Origin of the sequence: Dactylosporangium roseum, assembly GCF_025264685.1 — a bacterium.
Classification (GTDB): Bacteria; Actinomycetota; Actinomycetes; order Mycobacteriales; family Micromonosporaceae; genus Dactylosporangium; species Dactylosporangium roseum.
The window spans coordinates 1-22165 of sequence record NZ_CP073721.1 but is presented as its reverse complement, the minus strand read 5'-3'; the positions used below and the strand labels follow the sequence as shown (position 1 = coordinate 22165).

General features: G+C 67.9%; 20 protein-coding genes and 2 tRNA genes. 6 read left to right on the top strand and 16 right to left on the bottom strand.

Annotation, left to right across the window (positions count from 1 at the left end; genetic code table 11):
* Nucleotides 1–47: 47 nt before the first annotated feature.
* Nucleotides 48–938, bottom strand: coding sequence for a sulfurtransferase (locus Drose_RS00110; protein ID WP_260726146.1), 891 nt, complete (start codon nt 936–938; stop codon nt 48–50).
* 20 nt (nt 939–958) lie between these two features.
* A complete protein-coding gene (locus Drose_RS00105; RefSeq protein ID WP_260726145.1) occupies nt 959–1732 on the bottom strand; it encodes an SGNH/GDSL hydrolase family protein in 774 nt (257 codons plus the stop codon).
* A gap of 168 nt (nt 1733–1900) precedes the next feature.
* On the opposite strand from Drose_RS00105, the gene Drose_RS00100 reads away from it, so the two are divergent.
* Nucleotides 1901–2326, top strand: coding sequence for a CBS domain-containing protein (locus Drose_RS00100; protein WP_260726144.1), 426 nt, complete (start codon nt 1901–1903; stop codon nt 2324–2326).
* 124 nt (nt 2327–2450) lie between these two features.
* Nucleotides 2451–2885 carry a SufE family protein gene (locus Drose_RS00095; RefSeq protein ID WP_260729968.1) on the top strand — a complete coding sequence of 145 codons (435 nt, stop codon included), beginning with the start codon at nt 2451–2453 and terminating at the stop codon, nt 2883–2885.
* Here Drose_RS00095 and Drose_RS00090 read toward each other — a convergent pair.
* Nucleotides 2853–3386 carry a YbaK/EbsC family protein gene (locus Drose_RS00090; RefSeq protein WP_260726143.1) on the bottom strand — a complete coding sequence of 178 codons (534 nt, stop codon included), beginning with the start codon at nt 3384–3386 and terminating at the stop codon, nt 2853–2855. The two genes, Drose_RS00095 and Drose_RS00090, sit on opposite strands and share 33 nt — an antisense overlap.
* A 9-nt stretch (nt 3387–3395) precedes the next feature.
* Complete coding sequence (locus Drose_RS00085) at nt 3396–5102, bottom strand: substrate-binding and VWA domain-containing protein (protein ID WP_260726142.1); 1707 nt, start codon at nt 5100–5102, stop codon at nt 3396–3398.
* Nucleotides 5103–5246: 144 nt separating this feature from the next.
* Here Drose_RS00085 and Drose_RS00080 point away from each other — a divergent pair, with 144 nt between their 5' ends.
* The 3 genes from Drose_RS00080 to Drose_RS00070 all read left to right on the top strand — a co-directional run bounded on the left by Drose_RS00080 (nt 5247) and on the right by Drose_RS00070 (nt 6893).
* Nucleotides 5247–5435 carry a hypothetical protein gene (locus Drose_RS00080; RefSeq protein WP_260726141.1) on the top strand — a complete coding sequence of 63 codons (189 nt, stop codon included), beginning with the start codon at nt 5247–5249 and terminating at the stop codon, nt 5433–5435.
* Between the two features lie 261 nt (nt 5436–5696).
* A complete protein-coding gene (locus tag Drose_RS00075; protein ID WP_260726140.1) occupies nt 5697–5963 on the top strand; it encodes an ATP-binding protein in 267 nt (88 codons plus the stop codon).
* Nucleotides 5964–6065: 102 nt separating this feature from the next.
* Nucleotides 6066–6893, top strand: a complete 828-nt coding sequence (locus Drose_RS00070; RefSeq protein ID WP_260726139.1) for a site-specific integrase — start codon at nt 6066–6068, stop codon at nt 6891–6893.
* A gap of 67 nt (nt 6894–6960) precedes the next feature.
* Here Drose_RS00070 and Drose_RS00065 read toward each other — a convergent pair.
* The 6 genes from Drose_RS00065 to gyrB form a co-directional block, all read right to left on the bottom strand.
* Nucleotides 6961–7036, bottom strand: a tRNA-Ala gene (locus tag Drose_RS00065).
* Nucleotides 7037–7085: 49 nt separating this feature from the next.
* A complete protein-coding gene (locus Drose_RS00060) occupies nt 7086–7214 on the bottom strand; it encodes a DLW-39 family protein (protein ID WP_260726138.1) in 129 nt (42 codons plus the stop codon).
* A gap of 1 nt (nt 7215) precedes the next feature.
* Nucleotides 7216–7289 (bottom strand) — tRNA-Ile (locus Drose_RS00055).
* Nucleotides 7290–7408: 119 nt separating this feature from the next.
* Complete coding sequence (locus Drose_RS00050; protein WP_260726137.1) at nt 7409–8245, bottom strand: DUF3566 domain-containing protein; 837 nt, start codon at nt 8243–8245, stop codon at nt 7409–7411.
* A 3-nt stretch (nt 8246–8248) separates the two neighbouring features.
* Entirely contained in the window at nt 8249–10669 is a 2421-nt protein-coding gene (gene gyrA / locus Drose_RS00045; RefSeq protein ID WP_260729967.1) for a DNA gyrase subunit A, read from the bottom strand.
* Between the two features lie 118 nt (nt 10670–10787).
* On the bottom strand, nt 10788–12731 hold the full coding sequence (gene gyrB, locus Drose_RS00040; RefSeq protein WP_260726136.1) for a DNA topoisomerase (ATP-hydrolyzing) subunit B: 1944 nt from the start codon (nt 12729–12731) through the stop codon (nt 10788–10790).
* A gap of 450 nt (nt 12732–13181) precedes the next feature.
* On the opposite strand from gyrB, the gene Drose_RS00035 reads away from it, so the two are divergent.
* Entirely contained in the window at nt 13182–13739 is a 558-nt protein-coding gene (locus tag Drose_RS00035; RefSeq protein WP_260726135.1) for a hypothetical protein, read from the top strand.
* A 4-nt stretch (nt 13740–13743) separates the two neighbouring features.
* On the opposite strand, the gene Drose_RS00030 is transcribed toward Drose_RS00035, so the two are convergent.
* From Drose_RS00030 to dnaA, 6 genes are all read right to left on the bottom strand, one after another.
* On the bottom strand, nt 13744–14331 hold the full coding sequence (locus tag Drose_RS00030; RefSeq protein WP_390891289.1) for a DUF721 domain-containing protein: 588 nt from the start codon (nt 14329–14331) through the stop codon (nt 13744–13746).
* Complete coding sequence (gene recF / locus Drose_RS00025) at nt 14261–15334, bottom strand: DNA replication/repair protein RecF (protein ID WP_390891482.1); 1074 nt, start codon at nt 15332–15334, stop codon at nt 14261–14263. Before recF ends, Drose_RS00030 begins: the two co-directional genes overlap by 71 nt.
* A gap of 54 nt (nt 15335–15388) precedes the next feature.
* On the bottom strand, nt 15389–16261 hold the full coding sequence (gene gnd / locus Drose_RS00020; RefSeq protein ID WP_260726132.1) for a phosphogluconate dehydrogenase (NAD(+)-dependent, decarboxylating): 873 nt from the start codon (nt 16259–16261) through the stop codon (nt 15389–15391).
* A 23-nt stretch (nt 16262–16284) separates the two neighbouring features.
* A complete protein-coding gene (dnaN, locus tag Drose_RS00015) occupies nt 16285–17415 on the bottom strand; it encodes a DNA polymerase III subunit beta (RefSeq protein WP_260726131.1) in 1131 nt (376 codons plus the stop codon).
* Nucleotides 17416–18561: 1146 nt separating this feature from the next.
* Complete coding sequence (locus tag Drose_RS00010) at nt 18562–19959, bottom strand: IS4 family transposase (protein WP_260722692.1); 1398 nt, start codon at nt 19957–19959, stop codon at nt 18562–18564.
* A gap of 361 nt (nt 19960–20320) precedes the next feature.
* Entirely contained in the window at nt 20321–22165 is a 1845-nt protein-coding gene (dnaA, locus tag Drose_RS00005; RefSeq protein ID WP_313899983.1) for a chromosomal replication initiator protein DnaA, read from the bottom strand.

Sequence of the window (22165 nt, the reverse complement as noted above, 5' to 3'; positions counted from 1 at the left end):
GGACACGGTGGGCGGCGGCTCGCGCACGACCGCCGCCCACGCCGTCCTTACTTCGGGTTACCGCCCTTGACGACGGGCGCACGCACGAGGTTGCCCCACTCCGTCCACGATCCGTCGTAGTTGCGCACGCGCTCGTAGCCGAGCAGGTGGGTGAGCACGAACCAGGTGTGGGACGAGCGTTCGCCGATGCGGCAGTACGCGATGATGTCGTCACCGGCACCGAGGCCGAGCTCGTCGGCGTAGATCTTGCGCAGCTCGTCGACCGGTCTGAACGAGCCGTCGTCACGGGCCGCCTGCTTCCAGGGCTTGTTCACCGCACCCGGGATGTGGCCGCCGCGCAGTGCGCCCTCCTGCGGGTAGTCGGGCATGTGCAGCAGTTCGCCCGTGTATTCACCCGGGGAGCGCACGTCGACGAGCGGCCGGCCGTCCTTGATGTGCTGCGCGACCTGGTCGCGAAACGCCCTGATCGCCTCGTCGTCGCGTGGCACGGCCGGGTAGTCGGTCGGCTTACGCTGCGGCACCTCGCGGGTGATCGGCCGCCCCTCGGCGATCCACTTCGCCCGGCCGCCGTCGAGGATGCGCAGGTCGCGGTGGCCGAAGAGGGCGAAGACCCACAGTGCGTAGGTGGCCCACCAGTTGAAGTTGTCGCCGTAGAACACGACGGTGTCGTCGGGGCCGATGCCCTTGGCGCCGCAGAGCGCGGCGAAGCCCTCGGCGTCGAGGTAGTCGCGGGTCGTCTGGTCGTTGAGCTCGGTGTGCCAGTCGACCTTCACCGCACCGGGGATGTGTCCGGTGCCGTAGAGCAGCACGTCCTCGTCGGACTCGACGACGACGAGCCCCGGGTCGCCGAGATGCTCGGCGAGCCACGCCGTGGTGACCAGCCGTTCCGGGTGCGCGTATGCGCTCAGCTCGGGCGCTGGATCATTTGCAACAGCCATGATTCCGACCCTAGCGCCCTCTAGGCGTCGCGGAGCGGAGCCAGCTCAGGGCGCTTCGCGGTCACCATGTCGCCCGACGACTTGCCGGTCAGCCGCCGTTTCACCCAGGGCGCGAGGTGCTGGGTCGCCCACTTCGCGTCGGCGGCCTTGCGTGACACCCACGACAGCTCTTCTGGCGGCGGCGGTGCGGCCAGCCAGTCCGGGTCGCACTCGATGCCGAGCTCGGTGAGCACGTGCGCCGCCACCCGCCGGTGCCCGACCGGCGACAGGTGCAGCCGGTCGATGCTCCACAGCCGCGGATTGGCGAACTCCGCGTCGTCCCACAGGCTCACCACGTGGGCGCGGTGCTTCGCGCCGACCTCCTCGATCGCGGTGTTGAGCAGGTCGACCCGCGGGCGGAGCATCTTGCCGCCGGGCATGCGGCCGGTCAGGTCCGCCCAGCGGAACAGCACCACGTCGGCACCGGCGCCGCGCAGCTTCTCGATGGTCCTGTCGAATCGCGCCACCAGGGCGTCGGGCTCGAACGAGCGGCGCAGCGCGTCGTTGCCGCCGCCGGCGAAGCTGACGAGGTCGGGCTTCATCGCGACGGCGAGGGGCACCTGCTCGGCGACGATGTTGTCGAACAGCCGGCCGCGAACGGCCAGGTTCGCATACCGGAAGTCGTCGGTCCGGGCCGCGAGCGTGCCGGCGACGAGATCGGCCCAGCCGCGGTACCCCTGTCCGTCCGGCCGCGGGTCGTCGAGCCCTTCCGTGAAACTGTCACCGACCGCTACGAAACTCTTCCACCCCGCCACCCTGGAGTACCTCCCCGTGTGTTTGTCCCGGTTCGCATCCTGTCAGGGCGCCAGGTGCGGTGGAAGCGACTTTGCCGCACACCACACCAGTCACTCGCAATTCATGATCGTTAGGCACCTTTCACCCCGGGTAACACGACCTCATCCACCACTTGGGAGGTTCAAACCATGACGATGCAGACGGTCCGCGAGGTCATGACCACCAGTGTGGTCTACCTGCCAAGTGAGACCACCCTGGCGGAGGCCGCTCGAACCATGCGTGAGCAGGACATCGGCGACGTGGTGGTGGCGGACGGCCCTGAACTCACCGGGGTGGTGACCGACCGTGACATCGTGGTTCGCGCGGTCGCCGAACGGTGCGACCCGGCCGCGACGACGATCGGCGAGATCGTTTCGACGGGCCTGGTGACGGTGCACCCGGACGACTCCATCCACTCGGCGGCGCTGCTGATGCGCGACCAGGCCGTGCGGCGGGTGCTGGTCTGCGACGACAATCAGGGCCTGGTGGGCATCGTGTCGATCGGCGACCTGGCCGAGGAGATCGACCCCGAATCCGTCCTGGGCGGCATCAGCAAAGCCTCCCCCAACACCTAACTCCCGCGTTGATCATGCACTTGTGGTGCCTTGACACTCCGCGTTTGCCCCGGTTTGTCAGGCACCACAAGTGCATGATCAACGGCGTCTTTGGGGCCGGCGCGATAGCGTTGGATCCGTGGACATGCCGGACAAGCTCACCGCGATCATCGACGAGTTCGCCTCAGCACCCCGTGACGTGGTGCTGGAGATGCTGCTCGAGTATGCCGACGCGGTCCGGCCGCTGCCGCCCGAGCTCGCGGCGCACACCGGGATGGAGCAGGTGCCGGAGTGCCAGACGCCCTTCTTCCTCAAGGCGGACGTGACCCCGCAGGGCACCGTCGACCTGTTCTTCGACTGTCCGCCCGAGGCACCGACGACCCGGGCGTTCGCCGGCATCCTCAGCGAAGGGCTCGAAGGGGCCACGGTCGACGAGGTGCTCGCCGTGCCCGCCGACATCTACCAACGGATGGGGCTCGCCGCGGTGATCAGCCCGCTACGCGTTCGGGGCGGCACCGCCGTGCTCACCCGGCTCAAGCGCCAGGTGTCAGAGCACGCGGCCGAGGCCCTCGATCACTGACGCACCCGGCAGTTCCGCCAGCAGGGTACCCGGCAGCACGATCTTCGAGCGGCGCAGCCCGCTGCCGACGACCGCCTCCGGCACCTCGAGCACCCGCGAGTCGACGAGCACCGGCCAGCCGCCGGGCAGGCCGATCGGCGTGATCCCGCCGTACTCCATGCCGGTCTCACTGACCGCCGACTCCATCGGCGCGAAGCTCGCCTTGCGCACGTCGAGCCGCTTGCGGCCGACGCCGTTCACGTCAGCACGCGTGGTCGCGAGGAGCACGCAGGCCGCGTAGCGGACCTCACCCTCGCGCTTGCCCGAGATCACGACGCAGTTGGCCGACTCCTCCAGACCGACGTCGTAGGCCGCACAGAACTCGGCCGTGTCCGCAAGTGCCGCGTCGATCGGCGCGACCAGGACCTGGTCGGCGGCATTCCACTGCCGCAGCGCGGCGAGGACGGGTGGTGCGAGAAGTTCGGGCGCGGACAGCGCGGCAACGGCCTCGAGTTTGCTCATGCCGCAGTTCTATCGCCCGTCATCCAGGGCGAGCGCCCGCATGAAGATCTCACCGATCTTGGAGGGGTCGGGTGCGATGAAGACCGCGCCGCCGGTCGCGTCGACGATCTTCTGCAGTTCCGCCTGGTTCACCTCGGAGCCGACGCCGATGATGATGATCTGCACCGGCTGGTTCGGCTTCTCCACCTTCTGCAGCGAGCTGACCAGCGAGTCGAGCGAGATGCCGCCGGGGTTGTTGTTCCGCCCGCCCGTGATGACGACGACGGAGTTGCCCCGGCCGGGATCCCAGCCCTGTTGGACCGTCTCGTAGGCGGCGAAGATCGTGTCGTACAACCCGCTGCCGGCCTTGGTGTCCGGCTTGAGGCCGGCGATCGCGCCGCGCAACTGGTCGCGTTGGGTGCTCAGCGGACCGATCGGGACCAACTCGTGATGGCCCGCGGAGAACGACCACAGCCCGACGGACCACGAGTCGGGGAACAGGTCCAGACCGCCCTGGGCGGCCTGGACCGCGACCTGTCCTTTTGTCAGCCCGCCGGCCGACGGCACGGAAGCCTTCATCGCCGACGACGTGTCGACCACCGCGAGCATCCGCGACGGCTGGGTGATCTCCACCCACATCTGCAACGCCTTGTTGATCACCGCCGGGTCCGGGACCGGGGTGACCCCTCCGCCGCTCGCGGCGCTCGGCCCGAGGGTCATGCCCGCGCCGACAGAGCCGTCGTTGGCGCGGAGATGGTGCGCCGCCAGCAGGTTGCGGAACTCGGACCCGGTCAGGACCGACCGGAGCTGCTCCGCCGCGGCGGCGCGGTTCGGCGACAGTCGCGGCATCGCCGTGAACGGGAAGTCGAGCGCGATCGGCGCCGGATCCGGGTAGACGGCGATCAGCGGTACCGCCGGACCACCGGCGTTGTAGGCGTGCAGCGCCTGCTCCGACAGCGGGGCCAGGGTCACCGCGGTCGACAACGTCCTCGGGTCGGCGTCACGCGGGAACCTGGCGATCAACCCGGACGACTGCTCCGACTTGCCGGCCATCAGCGACTTCACCGCGCCGACCGTCAGCGAGTCACCCTCCGGACCGAACTGGTCACGCACCGAGGCCATCGCCACGAGCGTCGACACGCCGACCGCGTCGCGGTTGGGATCCACGATGCCGGGTGTGATGCGGGTGTCCCCGACGATCTGCTGGAGCACCTGCTTCCAGCTCAGCTTGTTCTCCAGCCAGCCGAGCGACTTGGCGGTCGGCTCGGGCACGGCGAGGACGATGGGACTGCGGGCCAGCGACGGCGTGGCCTGTGGCACGAGATCCTCGCGGGCGGCACGCATGCGCTGCAACCACATCGAGGAGTCGGGGATCCAGACCTGCGGGACCTGGGTCTTGCCGTCGGCCTGGCCGAGGCTGGGGATGTCGACGCCGTGCTCACCGGCGATCGCGGCGGCAACCTCCGCCGACGCGACCGGCGTCACGTCGACCGCCACGCATTCGTTGTCGACCCGCGGCTCCGTCTTCAGCCAGCGGGCCGCGGCGTCCTTGATGGCCGGTGCGATCTCCGGGCTCGTCGCGACCGACAGTCGCACCGTTCCCGAGCAGCCCGACGTCGACATCGCTCGATATCCGCCGTAGACGGCACCGATCGCGACGAGGGGCAGGATCATGCCGGCTGCGAGGGCGACGAACCCGTTGCTTCTCAGGTCCGCTGCCCGGTGCCGTCCTCTCACGGCTACCAATATTCCCTAGATAAGCCAGTTGCGGGTCACGCGTTCGGCCATTCGTCCGCCGGATTTGAGTGGTGCGTGCACACTCCGCATTTCCTTGATCACATTCAGTCGGAAACCCTGCGAGTTTCCTTTTGGAATCCTTTGGTGATCACCGCCGGCGTGGCCGCCCACGCGGACCGCCGGCCGATCGGCACGTGGCGGGCCGAGACCGGCACCGGCCGGGCCGTGGTCCACGAGGGCCGGGTCGGCGGGCGCATCAGCCTGCGCCGGATCACGCCGACCGAGGGTTCGGCCAAGGTGTCGTACCGGATGCTGCCGCCCTCCCTGGAATGATCGGGATCTTTGGCGAGTCCGATGTGGTCCTGCGCCTGCCCTCACTCTTGGCGATGGCTACCGGCGCCGGAGTGACCGCGGAGCTCGGCGCAGCTATCGAAGCCGACCGGCACCCGCCGATCGCATCGAGCGAGCCGGGAACCCTACTGCTGCGCGCGCAACCGGACTGCTGCGCGCGCAACCGGCGACCCTTTGAGGAGACTTTGGGGCAACACTCCTTGTGTCACTTCTCCCAAAGGGGCCTCAAAGGTGCCGCCAGCCTTGATCCAAGATCTTCAAGCGATCCTTGCTGGAACCGCAGCCCGGAAGCGCGAGACCAGCGTGCTGGACTTCAAGGAAGCGAAGCCCAACGTCAAGGACGCTTGGACCGACTTGGCCGAGGCGGCAGTCTGCTTCGCCAACTCGGCTGGTGGAACAATCGTAGTTGGAGTAGCCGACACCCCGGGAGGCAAGCAAGCATTCAAGGGCTGTTCCTTGGATTCCGACTTGCTGCGGCAGAAGATTTATCATCTGACCACTCCCGGCTAGCTGCCGAGGCGAAGGTCTTCGCGAAGAAGTAGGACGCTGAAGCTTTCGATGTGCAGGCACGAGCTCGGCTGGCGCCCGAGACGCAGGTCGACTCTCCGGCACGTGACCGAGGCGCTGGAGTGGCTCGCTCGGCAACTAGGGGAGGGCAAGGCGAAGTCGTCGATCAAGCTGTACTTCGAGCTGCTCGACGCCATCTGCGCGGCGGCGGTCGCCGACAGGGTCATGCCGAACAACCCCTGCGCCGGCGTGCGCCTGTCTAAGGTGCTGAACGGTGTGTCTCGGGCACCGAAGTGGATTCCGGCCGAGGATCAGGTCCTGCGGCTGCTCGACGTCATCCCGCCAAGCTGGGAGGCAGCGGTGCGGCCGTCGGAGGCGATCGGCGTCGAGGAGGACGAGCGGTGCTTCGACCTCGCGGAGGAGGAGCTCCACGTTGTTCAGCAACTGCGGTACTCGCCTCGGACGCACGGCGGCTTCTATCTGAGCGGGGCGAAGTCGGGCTCGTCGGGGACGGTCGACCTGGACGCGGTCGTCGCGGAGAAGATGCGGGCGCACACCGCGGCGTTCCCGCCGGTGGAGCTGGAGATGCTCGACATCACGTCGGGTGAGCCTCGGCATCGGACGGTGCGGCTGCTGTTTCGCCACGCGCCACGGGAATCCAATAACCGACAGAATCTGGTCGCGGGAGTGCGGGCCAAGTGGCGGGCGGCGGCTGGCTGGCCGGACGTCGAGCACGCCGGGTTCCACACTCGGCGGCACTTCTTCGCTACGACGCTCATCTCGCAGCATGTGGAGCCGCAGGAGGTACAGCGGGTGCTGCGGCACAAGATGTTCACGATGACGCTGGAGGCGTACGTGCACCGGTGGCCGAAGGGGGTTCGGCAGTGCGGCGTGATCGGGGCAGCGCTACCGGGCGCGGTAGCCCGGCTATGACGGGATTTGGTCCCGATTTGGTCCGGGCGATCATGGCGGACCGAAACCGCAGGCTAGACACCATGAATGGTGGAAGCGAGGGGACTCGAACCCCTAACCCCCGCCTTGCAAAGGCGGTGCTCTGCCAGTTGAGCTACGCCCCCGCACGCCGGGGTTGGCGCACCCGCACCGGTCCAGGACCGGTGCGGAGGACTAGCGCAGGTCGGGTGCGGTGGTCGCCTCGTGCCAGAGGGCACGCTCCTCGCTCGCGGAGCGGACGCGCTTGGCGACGTAGGCGGCGGCTCCGACGACGGCGACCACCAGCAGCACCTTTTTCCACATGTGGGGCTAGCTGGAATCGAACCAGCGACCTCAGAGTTATCAGCTCTGCGCTCTAACCGACTGAGCTATAGCCCCGCTGCAACGGTGACGTTTCACGTCATCCCGTTGCGACCGAGCAAGGTTACCGTACCCGTGCCGCCAGCCCCAAACCGGTTACCCCGGCGCGTCGGAAACGCGCCGGGGCAGCCGTCTCGTCAGTCCTTCTCGGCGAGGGTCAGCTCGATGCCGCCGACCAGGTCAGCGCACACGTTGTAGATGAACGAGCCGAGGGTCGCGAGGGCGGTGAAGAGCACGACGTTGACCACGCCCAGGAGCGCGGCGCCGCCGATGACGCCCTTGGCGGTGATGCGGAAGCTGTTGTTCGCCTCACCACCGGTGGAGCTGACGATGTCGGCCAGCATCTTGTTGACGCTGTTGAAGACGTCCATCGCGTCGAGTGCGAGGTACAGCACCGAGGTCGCCACGATGACGACCACAAAGAGCACGAACGACACCGCGAACGCGAACTTCATCACAGACCACGGATCGATCCGCTTCAGGTGCAGCCGGGCCCGGCGCGGGCCGCGACCGACGGCCGAACTGACCGTCTTACGGGCCGCGCGCACGGCCTCGGTGACGCGGGCCGAGCCGGTGACCGGAGCGGCCGGCGCGTTGATCGCCTGGGTGGCCGCGGCCGGTGTGCGCACCGCCGCCCGAGCGATCGCCGAGACGCTCGCGGTGCCTGTCGCCGAGCCGCTCGTCGGCTTCGCACCGGTCGGGATCGACATCGGCGGAGCCGTGGACGAACCCACGGCCGACGCCGGCGACTGGATCGGCACCGTCAGCGAGTCGGGCGGCGGTGCCATGCCTGGTGCTCGTGTGAACTTCGGCGTGCCACCCGAGGTGGTCTCGCCGCTCCCGTTGATCGCGCCTGCGTCACCGCTGGCGGCAGGCGCCCCCGAGTCAGATCCCGTCATGGCAGCCTCTCCGGCCGGCTCGGCCTCGTCGGCTGCTGCCGAGACGGTTCCCGACTTCGCCTGTGTGTCTGTCATCAACTAGTCCTGTTCGTCGGGTTCATCGGCGTTACGGGCGATCGCGACGATGGTCACACCCTCCGGAAGGTCCATGAGCTTGACCCCCATTGTGTTCCGATCCCTCGTACGGCGTACAGGCTTCACCGGAGTCCGGATCACGCCACCATTGGAGGTGATGGCGAACAGCTCGTCATCCGGGCTGATGACCACCGCGCCCACGAGACCACCGCGACGCGACGTGATTTTAGCGGTGAGCACACCCTTGCCGCCGCGACCTTGGACCGGATATTCCTCGATGGGAGTCCGCTTGGCAAAACCACCGTCGGTGGCCACCAACACGTCCAGATCCATCCCCTCACGCACCACTTCCATGGCGAGCAACTCATCGCCGTCGGTGAACCGCATTCCGATTACACCGGACGTCGCCCGTCCCATCGGACGCAGCGTCTCGTCGTTGGCCGTGAACCGGATGGCCTGTGCCCCCTTGCTCACCAGGAGGAGGTCGTCCTCCGGGCCGAGGAGTGCGGCGCCCACCAGTTCGTCGTCCTCACGCAGATTGATGCCGATGATGCCACCCGACCGGTTGGAGTCGAACTCCTCCAGCTTGGTCTTCTTGACCAAGCCATCCTTGGTCGCCAGCACCAGGTATGGCGCCACCTGGTAGTTCGGGATCTCGATCACCTGCGCGATGTGCTCGTCCGGCTGGAAAGCCAGCAGGTTGGCGACATGCTGGCCCTTCGCTGCCCGGCTCGCCTCGGGCAACTCGTACGCCTTTGCCCGGTAGACCCGCCCTTTATTCGTGAAGAACAGCATCCAGTCGTGGGTCGAGCAGACGAAAAAGTGGCTGACGATGTCGTCCTGCCTCAGTGTCGCACCCGACACACCTTTGCCGCCGCGCTTCTGGGAGCGGTACAGGTCGACCTTCGTGCGCTTCGCGTATCCCGTCCGGGTGATCGTCACCACAACGTCCTCGCGCGCGATGAGATCCTCCATGGAGACCTCGCCGTCGAACGGGATGATCTGGGTCCGGCGATCATCGCCGCGGCGGGCGACGATCTCGGCGAGTTCCTCGGAGACGATCTGCCGCTGCCGGGCCGGCGTCGCCAGGATGTCCTTGTAGTCCGCGATCTCGACCTCGATCTTCGCCAGCTCGTCGAAGATGCGCCGCCGCTCGAGTGCGGCGAGGCGCCGTAGCTGCATGTCGAGGATCGCGGTGGCCTGGATGTCGTCGATCTCCAGCAGGTTCATCAGGCCGATCTTCGACTCCTCCGCGCTCGGCGAGCGCCGGATGAGGGCGATGACCTCGTCGAGCATGTCGAGGGCCTTGACCAGACCGCGCAGGATGTGTGCGCGCTCCTCGGCCTTGCGCAGCCGGTAACGCGTCCGGCGGACGATGACCTCGATCTGGTGCTGGACGTACTGCCGCACGAACTGCGCCAGGTTGAGCGTGCGGGGCACGCCGTCGACCAGCGCCAGCATGTTCGCGCCGAACGTCTCCTGGAGCTGAGTGTGCTTGTACAGGTTGTTCAGCACGACCTTGGCGACCGCGTCACGCTTGAGCACGATCACCAGCCGCATGCCGGTGCGGCCCGAGGACTCCTCGCGAATGTCGGCGATGCCGGCGAGCTTGCCCTCCTTCACCAGGTCGGCGATGCGCTCGGCGAGGTTGTCGGGGTTGACCGCGTAGGGCAGCTCGGTCACCACGAGCGTCGTGCGGCCACGCGCGTCCTCTTCGACCTCGACCACGGCGCGCATCCGGATCGAGCCGCGACCGGTGCGGTACGCGTCGATGATACTGGCGGTCCCGACGATGAGGCCCTTCGTCGGGAAGTCCGGACCCTTGACGATCTTGATCAGCTCGTCGAGGGTCTCGGCCTCGTCCGCTTCGGGGTTGTCGAGACACCACTGCACGGCGGCGGCGATCTCCCGCAGGTTGTGCGGCGGGATGTTGGTCGCCATGCCGACCGCGATGCCCGTGCTGCCGTTGACGAGCAGGTTGGGAATGCGCGACGGCAGGATCGTGGGCTCCTGGGCCCGGCCGTCGTAGTTGGGGACGAAGTCGACGGTGTCCTCGTCGATGTCCCGCAGCATCTCCATGGCGAGCGGGTCGAGCCGGGCCTCGGTGTACCGCATGGCGGCCGCCGGGTCGTTGCCGGGGGAGCCGAAGTTGCCGTTGCCGTCGATCAGCGGGTATCGCAGCGACCAGTTCTGCGCCATGCGGACCAGCGCGTCGTAGATCGAGGCGTCGCCGTGCGGGTGGTAGTTGCCCATCACATCGCCGACGACGCGGGCGCACTTCACGTAGCCGCGATCGGGCCGGTACCCGCCGTCGAACATGGCATAGAGGATCTTGCGGTGCACCGGCTTGAGGCCGTCACGCACGTCGGGCAGGGCCCTGCCCACGATCACGCTCATGGCGTAGTCGAGGTACGAGCGCTGCATCTCGACTTCGATGCCGACCGGCTCGATCCGGCTGGCGACCGCAGAACCACCCGATTCGGGAGTACCAGGAGTGGAAGTCGGTTCCGTCACGCTTTATCCCTTTTCTAGAATCCGCAGGTCAGATGTCGAGGAACCGGACGTCCTTGGCATTCCTTTGGATGAACGAGCGGCGCGCTTCCACGTCTTCGCCCATGAGGACGCTGAACAACTCGTCCGCGGTTGCAGCGTCGTCGAGGGTCACCTGACGGAGCATCCGTGTCGCCGGGTTCATCGTGGTCTCCCAGAGCTCGGGGTAGTTCATCTCGCCGAGACCCTTGAACCGCTGGATGTCGTCCGGCTTCGCGTTGGGCTTGGTCTGCTGGCGCAGCTCGATCAGCCCGTCGCGCTCGCGGTCGGTGTACGCGTACTGCGCGTCGTCGCCCTTCTTGTTCCACTTGATCTTGTACAGCGGCGGCGCCGCCAGGTACACGTGACCCAGCTCGATCAGCGGTCGCATGAAGCGGAAGACCAGCGTGAGCAGCAGCGTCTGGATGTGCTGGCCGTCGACGTCGGCGTCGGCCATCAGGATCAACTTGTGGTACCGCAGCTTGTCGATGTCGAACTCGTCGTGGATGCCGGTGCCCAGCGCCGTGATCAGCGCCTGGACCTCGTTGTTCTTCAACACGCGATCGATGCGCGCCTTTTCCACGTTGAGGATCTTGCCGCGGATCGGCAGGATCGCCTGGACGCGCGGGTCACGGCCCTGCTTCGCGGAGCCGCCGGCCGAGTCGCCCTCGACGATGAACAGCTCGCACAGGCGCGGGTCGTTGGACTGGCAGTCGGCCAGCTTGCCGGGCATCGAGCCGGACTCCAGCAGCGACTTGCGGCGGGCCAGCTTGCGCGCCTGCGAGGCGGCGATCCGGGCCCGGGCGGCCTGCGAAGCCTTGGTGATGACGGTCTTCACCTCGGCCGGGTTACGGTCGAACCAGTCGACCAGCCACTCGTTGCAGGCCTTCTGCACGAAGCTGCGGGCCTCGGTGTTGCCGAGCTTGGTCTTCGTCTGGCCCTCGAACTGAGGGTTGGCCAGCTTGACCGAGATGATCGCGGCAAGGCCCTCGCGGATGTCCTCACCGGTCAGCTTCTCGTCGCCCTTGAGCAGCTTCTTGTCCGCGCCGTACTTGTTCACGACCGTGGTCAACGCACTGCGGAAACCCTCCTCGTGGGTGCCGCCCTCATGCGTGTTGATCGTGTTGGCGAACGTGTAGACGCTCTCACCGTAGGACTCGTTCCACTGCATGGCGATCTCGACCGCGATACCTTCGCCCTCCGAGCCGAACTCGATCACCGTGCGGTGGATCGGGGTCTTGGTGGCGTTGAGGTGGCGCACGAAGTCGGCGATGCCGCCCTTGTAGCAGAAGACGACCTCTTTCTTCTCCTCCGGCACGTCGGGACGCTCGTCGCGCAGCACGATCGTGAGCCCGCGGTTGAGGAAGGCGTACTCCTGGATGCGCCGGTAGATCGTCTCGTACACGTACGTCGTGGTCTCGAAGATCGTCGGATCCGGCCAGAACGTGACGCTCGTGCCCGTGCGGTCGGTGGCCTCGCCCTTGTGCAGGGGGTCGGGCTTGGAGTTGCGGTAGGTCTGCCGCCAGACGTGGCCGTCCTTGTAAATCTCCAGGTCGATACGTGTGGACAGCGCGTTGACGACCGAGATGCCGACGCCGTGCAGACCGCCGGATACCGCGTAGGCCTGGCTGTCGAACTTGCCGCCGGCGTGCAGGACGGTCAGCACGACCTCGACGGTGGGCCGCTTCTCCTTGGGGTGGATGTCGACCGGAATGCCACGGCCGTTGTCCAAAACGCGCACGCCGCCGTCCGCCAGCAGCGTGACCTCGATGGTGTCGCAGTATCCGGCCAGAGCCTCGTCGACGGCGTTGTCCACAACCTCCCACACCAGGTGGTGCAGGCCGCGTTCACCGGTCGAGCCGATATACATACCTGGACGTTTGCGGACCGCCTCGAGCCCCTCGAGTACGGTGATCGAAGAGGAGTCGTAGGACTGTTCGGGCTTGTTAGCTGCCACCCTCGGTCGCTTTCTCGCACTGGCCGGCCGCGCCGGACGGCGCCCCGGGTCTCGTGCGGAGTCGTGCGGGCACGTCGGGCGGTTGCGGGCACGCCGGCGGTCCGCGCTCGTGCTACGGAGCGCTCCGACCTCCGGCGGGCCGACCACCGCTGTGACGCACACGCGGGGATGTGATCGGCTGGCTTGGTGTGAGCCGCCCCAATCTTACTGTGTGCGACCGACATTTTCGCATCGGGACGGCGCCTGTAGTCCCCGTAGCGGCCCGAACGGTGCGGCCCGAAGGTCCCCCCACGCAGGAGGGGTCAGAATGCGGAATGACGGGCGGCACAGCGCGTACCGAGGCCGCGTTTTGGGTTTTCGAACGTCCGGGGGTCGCGCAAGAGGCCGTTCGTGCCGTATGTTCCCCGCCGCGGGGCGCACGGGGTCAGGAAAAAGTGAGGGTGGGGCGCGATGGGACTCGACAACGTCGCCGTGCAGTGGCCGCGCACCGGCCGGTTCTACGATCCGGTGGCGCCGGCCGAGTTCGTCGACTTCGCCGGGCTCGCCGAGAAGCTGCCGCTGCACGCCGGGCCGGCCGCGGCGCTGGCCGACCACGTCGCAAAGACCGGCACCGTGCGTGTGACCGGTTACACAGAGCTGGTCGATCTGCTTTTCGGGCTCAACGGGGTGTTGTTCGCCACTGACGCCGCGGCCGAGGACGAGGACCCGGTGATCAGTCCGGACGACTGCGCGTGGATCGCCGGCGGGCTGGAGCGCTTCGTCAACGGCCATCAGCCGTATGGCGAAGAGATCACCTTCGAGACGGTGAGCACCGTGCTGCGCAGGGCCCTGGAGGGCTCCCGCTTGGCGGAGCAGCAACTGCGGTGGCTGCAGAGCAGGCTCGATGCGCTGCGTGACGACTCGGGCAACACTCCGCAGTGGAGCTACTCGATCGCCGAGCTCGACGTCCTCGCCAAGTTCTACCGGCGGTGCGCCGACCGCGGATTCGCCGTCTACGCCGACTTCTAGCGCCTCAGCCGTACGTGTCCCGGGGCCCCCGGCCCCGGATCCGGCGCGGGCCACGACTCCACGACGGGGTGCTCGGACCCTGGATGTGCAGCTTCTTGACCACATTGTGGCCGACCTCTCCCGCGATCCGGGCCAGCAGTTTGCCGGCGAGCATCCGAAGCTGGGTCGCCCAGGCTGTCGACTCCGCCTCGATCGTCAGCTCACCCTGCTCCAGCTTGAGCGGCCGGCAGTGCGCCGCGACGTCGGCGCCGACCACCCGCTCCCACTCGCCGAAGACCTTCGCCTCCGCCGTCGGGCGCTGCCAGCCGCGCTGCTTGACGAGCCGCTCCAGCACCGTGCCGAACAACTGCGGGTCGCGTGGATCCGGGCCCGGTCCGGTGTAGCCGCCGCGCCGGCGTGCCGGCTGGTCACGGACGGCCTTGCGCGGCGGCTTGGCCCGATGTTTGGCGAGCGCGGCCTCGACCGCGGCCCGGGCCAACTCGGGGCCCGTCGGCCCGTCCGGCCCGGACGACCCCGACGGCTCAGACACGGAGCACCTCGCCTCCACCAACCTCGTAGCGCGCACCACGCAGGATTCTCGGAACGTCATCATCCACGGCGCAGGTCACGATCACCTGGCTCGCCGAGCCGACCAGCTCCGCGAGCCGGTCCCGCCGGCCGGTGTCGAGTTCGGCGAACACGTCGTCGAGGGCCAGCACCGGCTCCACGCCGTCGTCACGCAGCAGGTCGTAGGCGGCCAGGCGCAGCGCCAGGGCGAACGACCACGACTCGCCGTGGCTGGCGTACCCCTTGGCGGGCAGCTCGCCGAGGGTCAGAACCAGCTCGTCACGGTGCGGGCCGACGAGGGTGACGCCCCGCTCGATCTCCTGCTTGCGCACCTCGTCGAGGGCCTGGAGGATCGTCTGTTCGATGTCATCCGGCCTGGTGTCATCGGACCATGACGCACTGTAGGCGATTCTGGCGTCGGACCGGCTGGCACTCACCGCGGCGTACGCCTTGGCGACATGTGACGCCAGCCCGGCGACCAGGTCGAGCCGCGCCTTGACCAACTGGGCGCCGTGCCGGGCGAGGTGCGTGTCCCACACGTCGAGCGTCGACAGGTCGCCACCGCGGCTGCCGCCGGTCTTGCGGGCCAGATAGGCGCTGCGCAGGAGCGCGTTGCGCTGCTTGAGCACCCGGTCGTAGTCGGAACGGACGCCGGCGAAGCGCGGCTGCCGGGCGACGAGCAGCTCATCGAGGTACCGGCGCCGCTCCGAAGGATCCCCGCGGACGAGCGCCAGGTCCTCCGGCGCGAACAGGACGAGCTTCAGCGCGCCAAGAATGTCGCGGGCCCGGGTGACCGGTGAGCGGCCGAGCCGTGCCTTGTTGGCCTTGCCCGGCTCGATCGCGAGCTCGACCAGCAGCTCCCGCTCGTCGTGCACGACGGCGCAGCGGACCACGGCCCGGGTGGCGCCGAACCGCACCAGCGGCGCGTCGGTCGCGACCCGGTGCGACTCGAGGGTCGCGATGTAGGCCAGCGCCTCGACGAGGTTGGTCTTGCCGACCCCGTTGGGCCCGACGAGCACGCACGCGCCCGGGTCCAGCTCGACGACCACCCGCTCGTAACTGCGGAAGTCGACGAGCTCAAGACCCCTGACGTACAACGACGACTAGTCCTTCTTCACGGCGTGGCCGCCGAACTGCTGGCGCAGCGCGGCCACGGCCTTCATCGCCGGCGAGTCGTCCTGGCGCGACGCGAACCGGGCGAAGAGCGACGCGGCGATGACGTTCATCGGCACCGCGAGACGGATCGCCTCCTCGACCGTCCACCGGCCCTCGCCGGTGTCGTCGGCGTAGCCCTTGATACCCGACAGGTTGGGATCCTCGTCGAGGGCACGATCCAGAAGATCAAGGAGCCAGGACTGTACGACCGAGCCGGCCCGCCACGACTTGATGACCTCGGGGATGTTCTCGACGAACTCCGACGCCTCGAGCAACTCGTAGCCCTCGGCGAAGGCATGCATCATGCCGTATTCGATGCCGTTGTGAACCATCTTCGCGTAGTGCCCGGCGCCGGGACCGCCCGCGTGCGCGAAGCCGAACTCGCCGGCCGGCTTCAACGCCTCGAAGATCGGCATGCAGTGTTCGACATACTTCTTCTCGCCGCCGACCATCAGCGCATAGCCGTTGGTGCGACCCCAGACGCCGCCCGAGACGCCGACGTCGAGGTATCCGATGCCCTGCGCACCGAGCCGCTCGGCGCGCGGCCTGTCGTTGCTGAACCGCGAGTTGCCACCGTCGATGACGATGTCACCGGAGGACAGCAGGCCGGCCAGCTCGTCGATGGTGGGCTCGGTGTACTGCACCGGGACCATGATCCACACCACCCGCGGCGCGGCGAGCTTCTCGACCAGCTCGTTGAGCGACGAGACATCGGTGACGTCTGGGTGGTGGTCGTAGCCGATGACCTCATGCCCGGCGGCCCGCAGCCGCTCGCGCATGTTGAAGCCCATCCTGCCCAGGCCGATGAGACCGAGCTGCATTGTGGTGCCTCCGATTCCGCTGCTTAGCTGCCGATGCGAACCGGCATGATCAAGTACCAGTAACCAGGAACGATTTCTCCATCATCCTTGGCCGGGGACATGACCGCAGGCTTCTTCGGATCGGTGAACGACAGCACGGCGATCGGCGCGTCGAGCGCCTTGAGTCCGTCGAGCAGATATTGGTGGTTGAAGGCAATCGTCATCGGCTCGCCCTCATACGTGCAGTCCATCGCCTCGCTCGCCCGGGCGTCCTCACTGCCGCTCGCCTCGACGACGAGACCGTCGGCGCTGAACGACAGCCGGATCGGGGTCTGCTTCTCGGCGACCAGGCCGACACGGCGAACCACCTCGTTGAGCGCGGACACCGAGACACGGGCCTGCGCGTTGTGGGTGTCGGGCAGCAGTGCCCGCACCTTCGGGAAGTCGCCGTCGAGCAGTCGCGACGTCGTACGTCGCGTGCCGCCGGCGAAACCGATCATGCCCTCGCCGAGCTTGCCACGGGACAACGCGACCGACACCGAACCGCCGAGCGGCCCGAGGGTCTTCGCGGTGTCGTCGAGCGTGCGAGCGGGCACCAGGGCGGCGAGGCTGAAGTCGGGCTCGTCCGGGCGCCACTCCAGCTCACGCACGGCCAGCCGGTAGCGGTCGGTCGCCAGGAGGGTCAGCTTGTCGCCCTCAAGCTCGATCCGGACACCGGTGAGCATCGGCAGCGTGTCGTCACGTCCGGCGGCGATGGCCACCTGGGAGACCGCGCCGGCGAACACGGCGGCCTCGACGGTGCCGGCGAGCTCGGGCATCTCCGGCAGCGTCGGGTAGTCCTCGACGGGCATCGTCGGCAACGTGAACCGGGCACTGCCACAGGTGATCTCGACGTGCGAGCCCACCGCGGCGACGTCGACCGGCTTGGCCGGCAGCGCCTTGGTGATCTCGGCGAGCAGGCGTCCGGAGACGAGCGTGGCGCCGTCCGCGTCCGCCTGCACCTCGACGGTCACCTGGCTGGAAACCTCGTAGTCGAAGCCGGACACCTGCAGGCGTCCGTCGGCGACCCGTAGCAGAACACCGGCGAGCACCGGGACAGAGGGGCGGCTGGGCAGGCTCTTGGCCGTCCAGGCAACGGCATCGGCGAGCGCGTCGCGCTCGACTCGGAACTTCATCGCGGTCCTCCCGCGTCGTCTCGTCTCAAGCGTGGTGCGGCGCCTGGGGCTCGTGGGCCTCCGGTGACCGCCTATGAACCTTAGGGCTTCCGAGCGGTGGTCGTGCACCGACCCCGCCAAATCGGGACCTCAAAAGTTTTCCACCCGCTGACGATTGCTTTTTTCTCTTCTTAAAAGAAATTTCCTTCGTAGTCATCGGTGGTGTGGATTCTGTGGAAAACCCCCGTATCCGCTGGTCAGCGTCGTGCGGACCGGTGGATGAGGTGTGCATAAACCCCTGTGTACATCCTTGTGGATTGTGGATGACCGATTGTCCACAGGCGTTGTCCACCGGTTGTCCACCGGTAATCCCCAGGGTTCGTCCACCGGCTGGGGATAAAGGGCGCCGAGGTGTGTTCACGCTCTGTGTCGTATCTGGTGACGCTCTGGAATCATCCACATGGTGTCCACACACCTTCCCCAGGAGTTATCCACAGGCTGTGGAAGATGACTGTGCGCAACTTGTAGTCGGTTGGTGACCCGGACCCCCGACGGGGTCGAAAGTTGGCACAAACGGAGTTATCCACAGCAAATCTGTGGATTGCCTGTGGGGGGGGTGTGGAGAACTGCCTGCTGAACGGTGTGCACAACCTGTGGACTCGGCTGGGGACGGAGTGTGGAAAACTTACGGCCACATGGCCATCATCGCAGCCAGGTGGCCTGTGGACACGGTGGACAACATTCGTTGTCCACATGCTGTGGTCAACCCGGTGGACGACGCACGTTTCTTGCAGAACCGTCTCTGAGCCTGTGGATATCGCGCTGGGAGCCCGTCGACGGGTCGGTCGACTTTCGATCACGTCGGCGCCGTTCGTGGGCGGATCGGGGCACCGGGATGATCGGCCAAAGCCCGGCGAGGCGGAACCGGGGCCTCGCGAGCGGGTGGTGGGCCGACTTACGTGCCAGCTCGACGTGCCCGGCGCGGGTCTTCCTGCGGTGGGGCAGAGTGATGAGGCACCCTTCACGGTTCGCCGGATGGTGTCTGTCGAGCGCGGTCGCCGCTGAGCCCTGGTCGGCGCGTTCCGAGCCAGGCGACTCCAAGATCATGGGAAAGGTCTGGCTATCGGGGCAGCCACATCTTTCCCATGATCATGCAAGACCGGGAAGTTAAGCCGCTGGGGCTGTTGTCAATGGGCTGGTTGATGTGCCGATAGCGATGGCGATGTCGGTGATCCGGTGGATGATCTTCGGGGTTTTCAGGTTCTTGTAGGCGTAACGGGAGATCGGCCGTTTCACCACACGTGGGCTGATCCGGGCGCGTCGGGCCGGTAGCAGGTCAGCCAGCACAGCACGACCGATCGCACCGACCAGGTCGACCGCGATAGTGATCACCCCGACAGCGCGGATGGTCAGATCGCGGGCGGTCTGCACGGCGATGGTGAAGCTGGCCCGGTCCGGGTCGGCCCCGGTGGTGTCCGTGGCCCAGGTCATCGTCTGCCGCAGCGCCTGATAGACGGTCAGCAGTGCGTAGAGTTCCTGATCGACGCCGTCCGGAGTGGTCGAACGCAGCACCCGCCCAGCCAGCAGGGTGTGCTTGATCGCCAGGAAGGTCGACTCGACCTCCCACCGCTCGTGGTAGAGCTCGATCAGCGCCCCGGCCGGATAGCGGCGCTCGTCGGTGAGGGTAGTGACCAGCCGCCAGACACCGGTACGGGTCGAACCATCCGCACAGGACAGCGTGACGACCGCCTCGACCACCCGAACCCGCACCCCAGCCACCACACTGGCGTAGGAACCGTCACCAAGACGGTCCAGCACCGGCAGCTTGCGACTGGACTTGACCCGCAGCAACAACCCCGCCCCAGCGGCGGTGACCTTCGTCATGAACATGTTGGTGTCATAGCCACGGTCGGCCAGCAGCAGCATTCCCGGCCGCAGCAGACCCAGCAACCCCACGGCATAACTGGTCTCACCACTCTCACCGCCCACGCCGGTACCGAACACCGCACCGAACACCGCCCGAGTCCCGGTCTCCACCAACGCCACCACCCGCACCAGCGGATACCCCGGCTCACCGGCACGGGCCATCCGCTTGCCGTACACCGCCCGATTCGCCGGCGAATCCGGCACATTCACCGTGGACCCGTCGATCGCCACCGTACGCAGCCCCCGCCACCACGCCCCGACCGTGTCGCGACCCGCCACCGGCCCGGCCAGAGTCTGGAACAACCGCCGCAGCGGCGGCACCCCCACCCGCCGCCGCGCCTGCGCCAACCCCGACGACGACGGACACACCCCCAACCCGGCCACCACACCCAACCCACCGACCAACGCTCCCCACACCCGCCGATACGACAACGAGCCGAACAACCCCAACCCCAACAGCCAATACACCACCACCCGCGACGGCAACCGCCGCACCCGCCGCTGCACCCGCCCCGTCTCGGCCAACACCGCATCCACCAACTCCACCGGCACAGCCCGGGTCAACTCACCCAGATGCCCCGCCGCGAACACCCCCACCGGCACCGACCCGACCCCGGCAATGACAGACTCCTCCGACAACGGGACTCCCCCCACAGGCTGATCTTGATCGACTGCCTGTTCTACCGGAGTCCCGTTGCCTTATCACCCCACCACACCGCAACCACACACCCTTGACAGCAACCCTCACGACTTAACTTCCCGGTCTTGCATGATCATGAGATCGAGCGGCACGGCGCCGGATCGCGCCGGGCCGTGCCGTGCCGGCACGCCTCGGCGGCGACACCACCGAGCTTCACGCCCGAACTATCGGCCTTGTCCGGTTTGACAACGGTCCGTGATGATGAAAGCTCCACGGCGAGCGCGGTCGGCAGGCAAAAGTCCGGCCGCTCGCATCGCGCCGGCGAGTCGTGTAGCAGTGGGAGCAGCGGCCCCGGAGCCGTCACGCCGTCTGCTTGATCCGGTTCGTCAGTTCGGCGATCTGGTTGTACAACGACCGCCGCTCCGCCATCTGCTGTCGGATCTTGCGGTCGGCGTGCATCACCGTCGTGTGGTCACGGCCGCCGAACGCCTGGCCGATGCGCGGCAGGGACAGGTCTGTCAGTTCGCGGCAGAGGTACATCGCCACCTGGCGGGCGTTCACCAGAACCCGCGACCGGCTGTGCCCGCGCAGGTCCTCCAGGCTGACCCCGAAGTAGTCGGCGGTCGACGCCATGATCTGGTCGGCCGTGATCTCCGGGCCGGAGCCGTCGGGGATGAAGTCGCGCAGCACCTCCTCGGCGAGGCCGAGCTCGACCGGGGAACGGGTCAGGTTCGCGAACGCCGTGACCCGGATCAGCGCACCCTCGAGCTCCCGGATCGACGACGCGATCCGGGAGGCGATGAACTCCAGCACGTCCGGCGGCGCGAAGAGCCGCTCCTGCGCCGCCTTCTTCTGCAGGATCGCGATGCGCGTCTCGAGGTCCGGCGGCTGGATGTCCGCCAGTAGGCCCCACTCGAACCGGGTCCGCAGCCGGTCCTCCAGCGTCGCTAGCTGGCGCGGCGAGCGGTCCGAGCTGATGACGATCTGCTTGTTGGCGTTGTGCAGCGTGTTGAAGGTGTGGAAGAACTCCTCCTGCGTCCGCTCCCGGCTCTCCAGGAACTGGATGTCGTCGATCAGGAGGATGTCCACGTCGCGGTACCGGCGCTGGAACGCCTGCGTCTTGTCGTCCCGCAGCGAGTTGATGAAGTCGTTCGTGAACTCCTCGGTCGACACGTACCGCACGAACCTGGCATTGCCCAGCATCGTGGCGTACTGACCGATGGCGTGCAGCAGGTGCGTCTTGCCCAGCCCGGACCCGCCGTAGATGAACAACGGGTTGTAGGCCTTCGCCGGCGACTCGGCCACCGCGACCGAGGCCGCGTGGGCGAAGCGGTTCGAGGAGCCGATGACAAAGGTCTCGAAGGTGTACTTCGGGTTCAGCCGGTTCCCAGCAGAGTCCCCGGCAGGTGTCGTCGCTCCGCGCCGGTCGTCCCGTCCGGTTCCGGGCGACGGCGGCCGGGGCGGCGGCGCCTCGTCCAGCGGTGACAGCAACTCGTCACGGGCCGCCCCGAAGGCCGACCCCGAGTGTTCCCCGCGCGGCCGGTCATGACCGCGACCGCTGTCGACCCCGCGGGGCCCGTCGAGGCCACGGGGCCCGTCGTACCCCCGCGAGCCCTCGTATTCCCGGGAGCCTTCATACCCGCGGGAGCCGTCCAGCCCCCGCCGGTCCACGTCCCGCCGGTCCACATCCCGGGAGCTCATGCCCCGGGAGTCCATGCCCCGCGAACCCTCCGGCCCCCGGGACGGCCCGTCCAGCCCGCGCGGCGTCTCCAGGCCGCGACCGTTGCCCAGGCCACGACCTCGCTCGGGCGCCGTGCCCGGCAGGTCGAACAGCCCGTCGCTCGGCTCCCGCGGCGCGGGCGGCGGCTCGTCGAGCGACATCTCCCGTCGTGCGGCGGCTCCGTTGGACCAGTGGGACGCCGACGGCGCCGGCAACGGTGGCGCATCCTCCGGTGGTCGTACGGTCACCGCGACCTGGATCGCCCGGCCGAGCTGCCGCGACAGGGCCTCGGTGATCACCGGCCGCAGTTTCGTCTCGATCACGTCGCGGGCGAAGGCGTCCGGCACAGAGAGCAGCGCGGTGTCTTCGACGATGGCCCGCAACCTGGTCAGCCGCAGGTACGCACGCTGCTGCGCCGACACGATCTCGTCGGCGAGCTCGTCCGTGGCGGCATGCCACACTGCTGCGAGGTCGGTGTCCGTCAC

Excerpts from the sequence above, each read along its gene's own strand:
- Drose_RS00110 (WP_260726146.1), bottom strand. The coding sequence starts at position 938 with ATGGCTGTTGCAAATGATCCAGCGCCCGAGCTGAGCGCATACGCGCAC.
- Drose_RS00100 (WP_260726144.1), top strand. The coding sequence starts at position 1,901 with ATGACGATGCAGACGGTCCGCGAGGTCATGACCACCAGTGTGGTCTAC.
- Drose_RS00095 (WP_260729968.1), top strand. The coding sequence starts at position 2,451 with ATGCCGGACAAGCTCACCGCGATCATCGACGAGTTCGCCTCAGCACCC.
- Drose_RS00090 (WP_260726143.1), bottom strand. The coding sequence starts at position 3,386 with ATGAGCAAACTCGAGGCCGTTGCCGCGCTGTCCGCGCCCGAACTTCTC.
- Drose_RS00060 (WP_260726138.1), bottom strand. The coding sequence starts at position 7,214 with ATGTGGAAAAAGGTGCTGCTGGTGGTCGCCGTCGTCGGAGCCGCCGCC.
- Drose_RS00050 (WP_260726137.1), bottom strand. The coding sequence starts at position 8,245 with ATGACAGACACACAGGCGAAGTCGGGAACCGTCTCGGCAGCAGCCGAC.
- gyrA (WP_260729967.1), bottom strand. The coding sequence starts at position 10,669 with ATGCAGCGCTCGTACCTCGACTACGCCATGAGCGTGATCGTGGGCAGG.
- Drose_RS00035 (WP_260726135.1), top strand. The coding sequence starts at position 13,182 with ATGGGACTCGACAACGTCGCCGTGCAGTGGCCGCGCACCGGCCGGTTC.
- Drose_RS00030 (WP_390891289.1), bottom strand. The coding sequence starts at position 14,331 with ATGATGACGTTCCGAGAATCCTGCGTGGTGCGCGCTACGAGGTTGGTG.
- gnd (WP_260726132.1), bottom strand. The coding sequence starts at position 16,261 with ATGCAGCTCGGTCTCATCGGCCTGGGCAGGATGGGCTTCAACATGCGC.
- dnaN (WP_260726131.1), bottom strand. The coding sequence starts at position 17,415 with ATGAAGTTCCGAGTCGAGCGCGACGCGCTCGCCGATGCCGTTGCCTGG.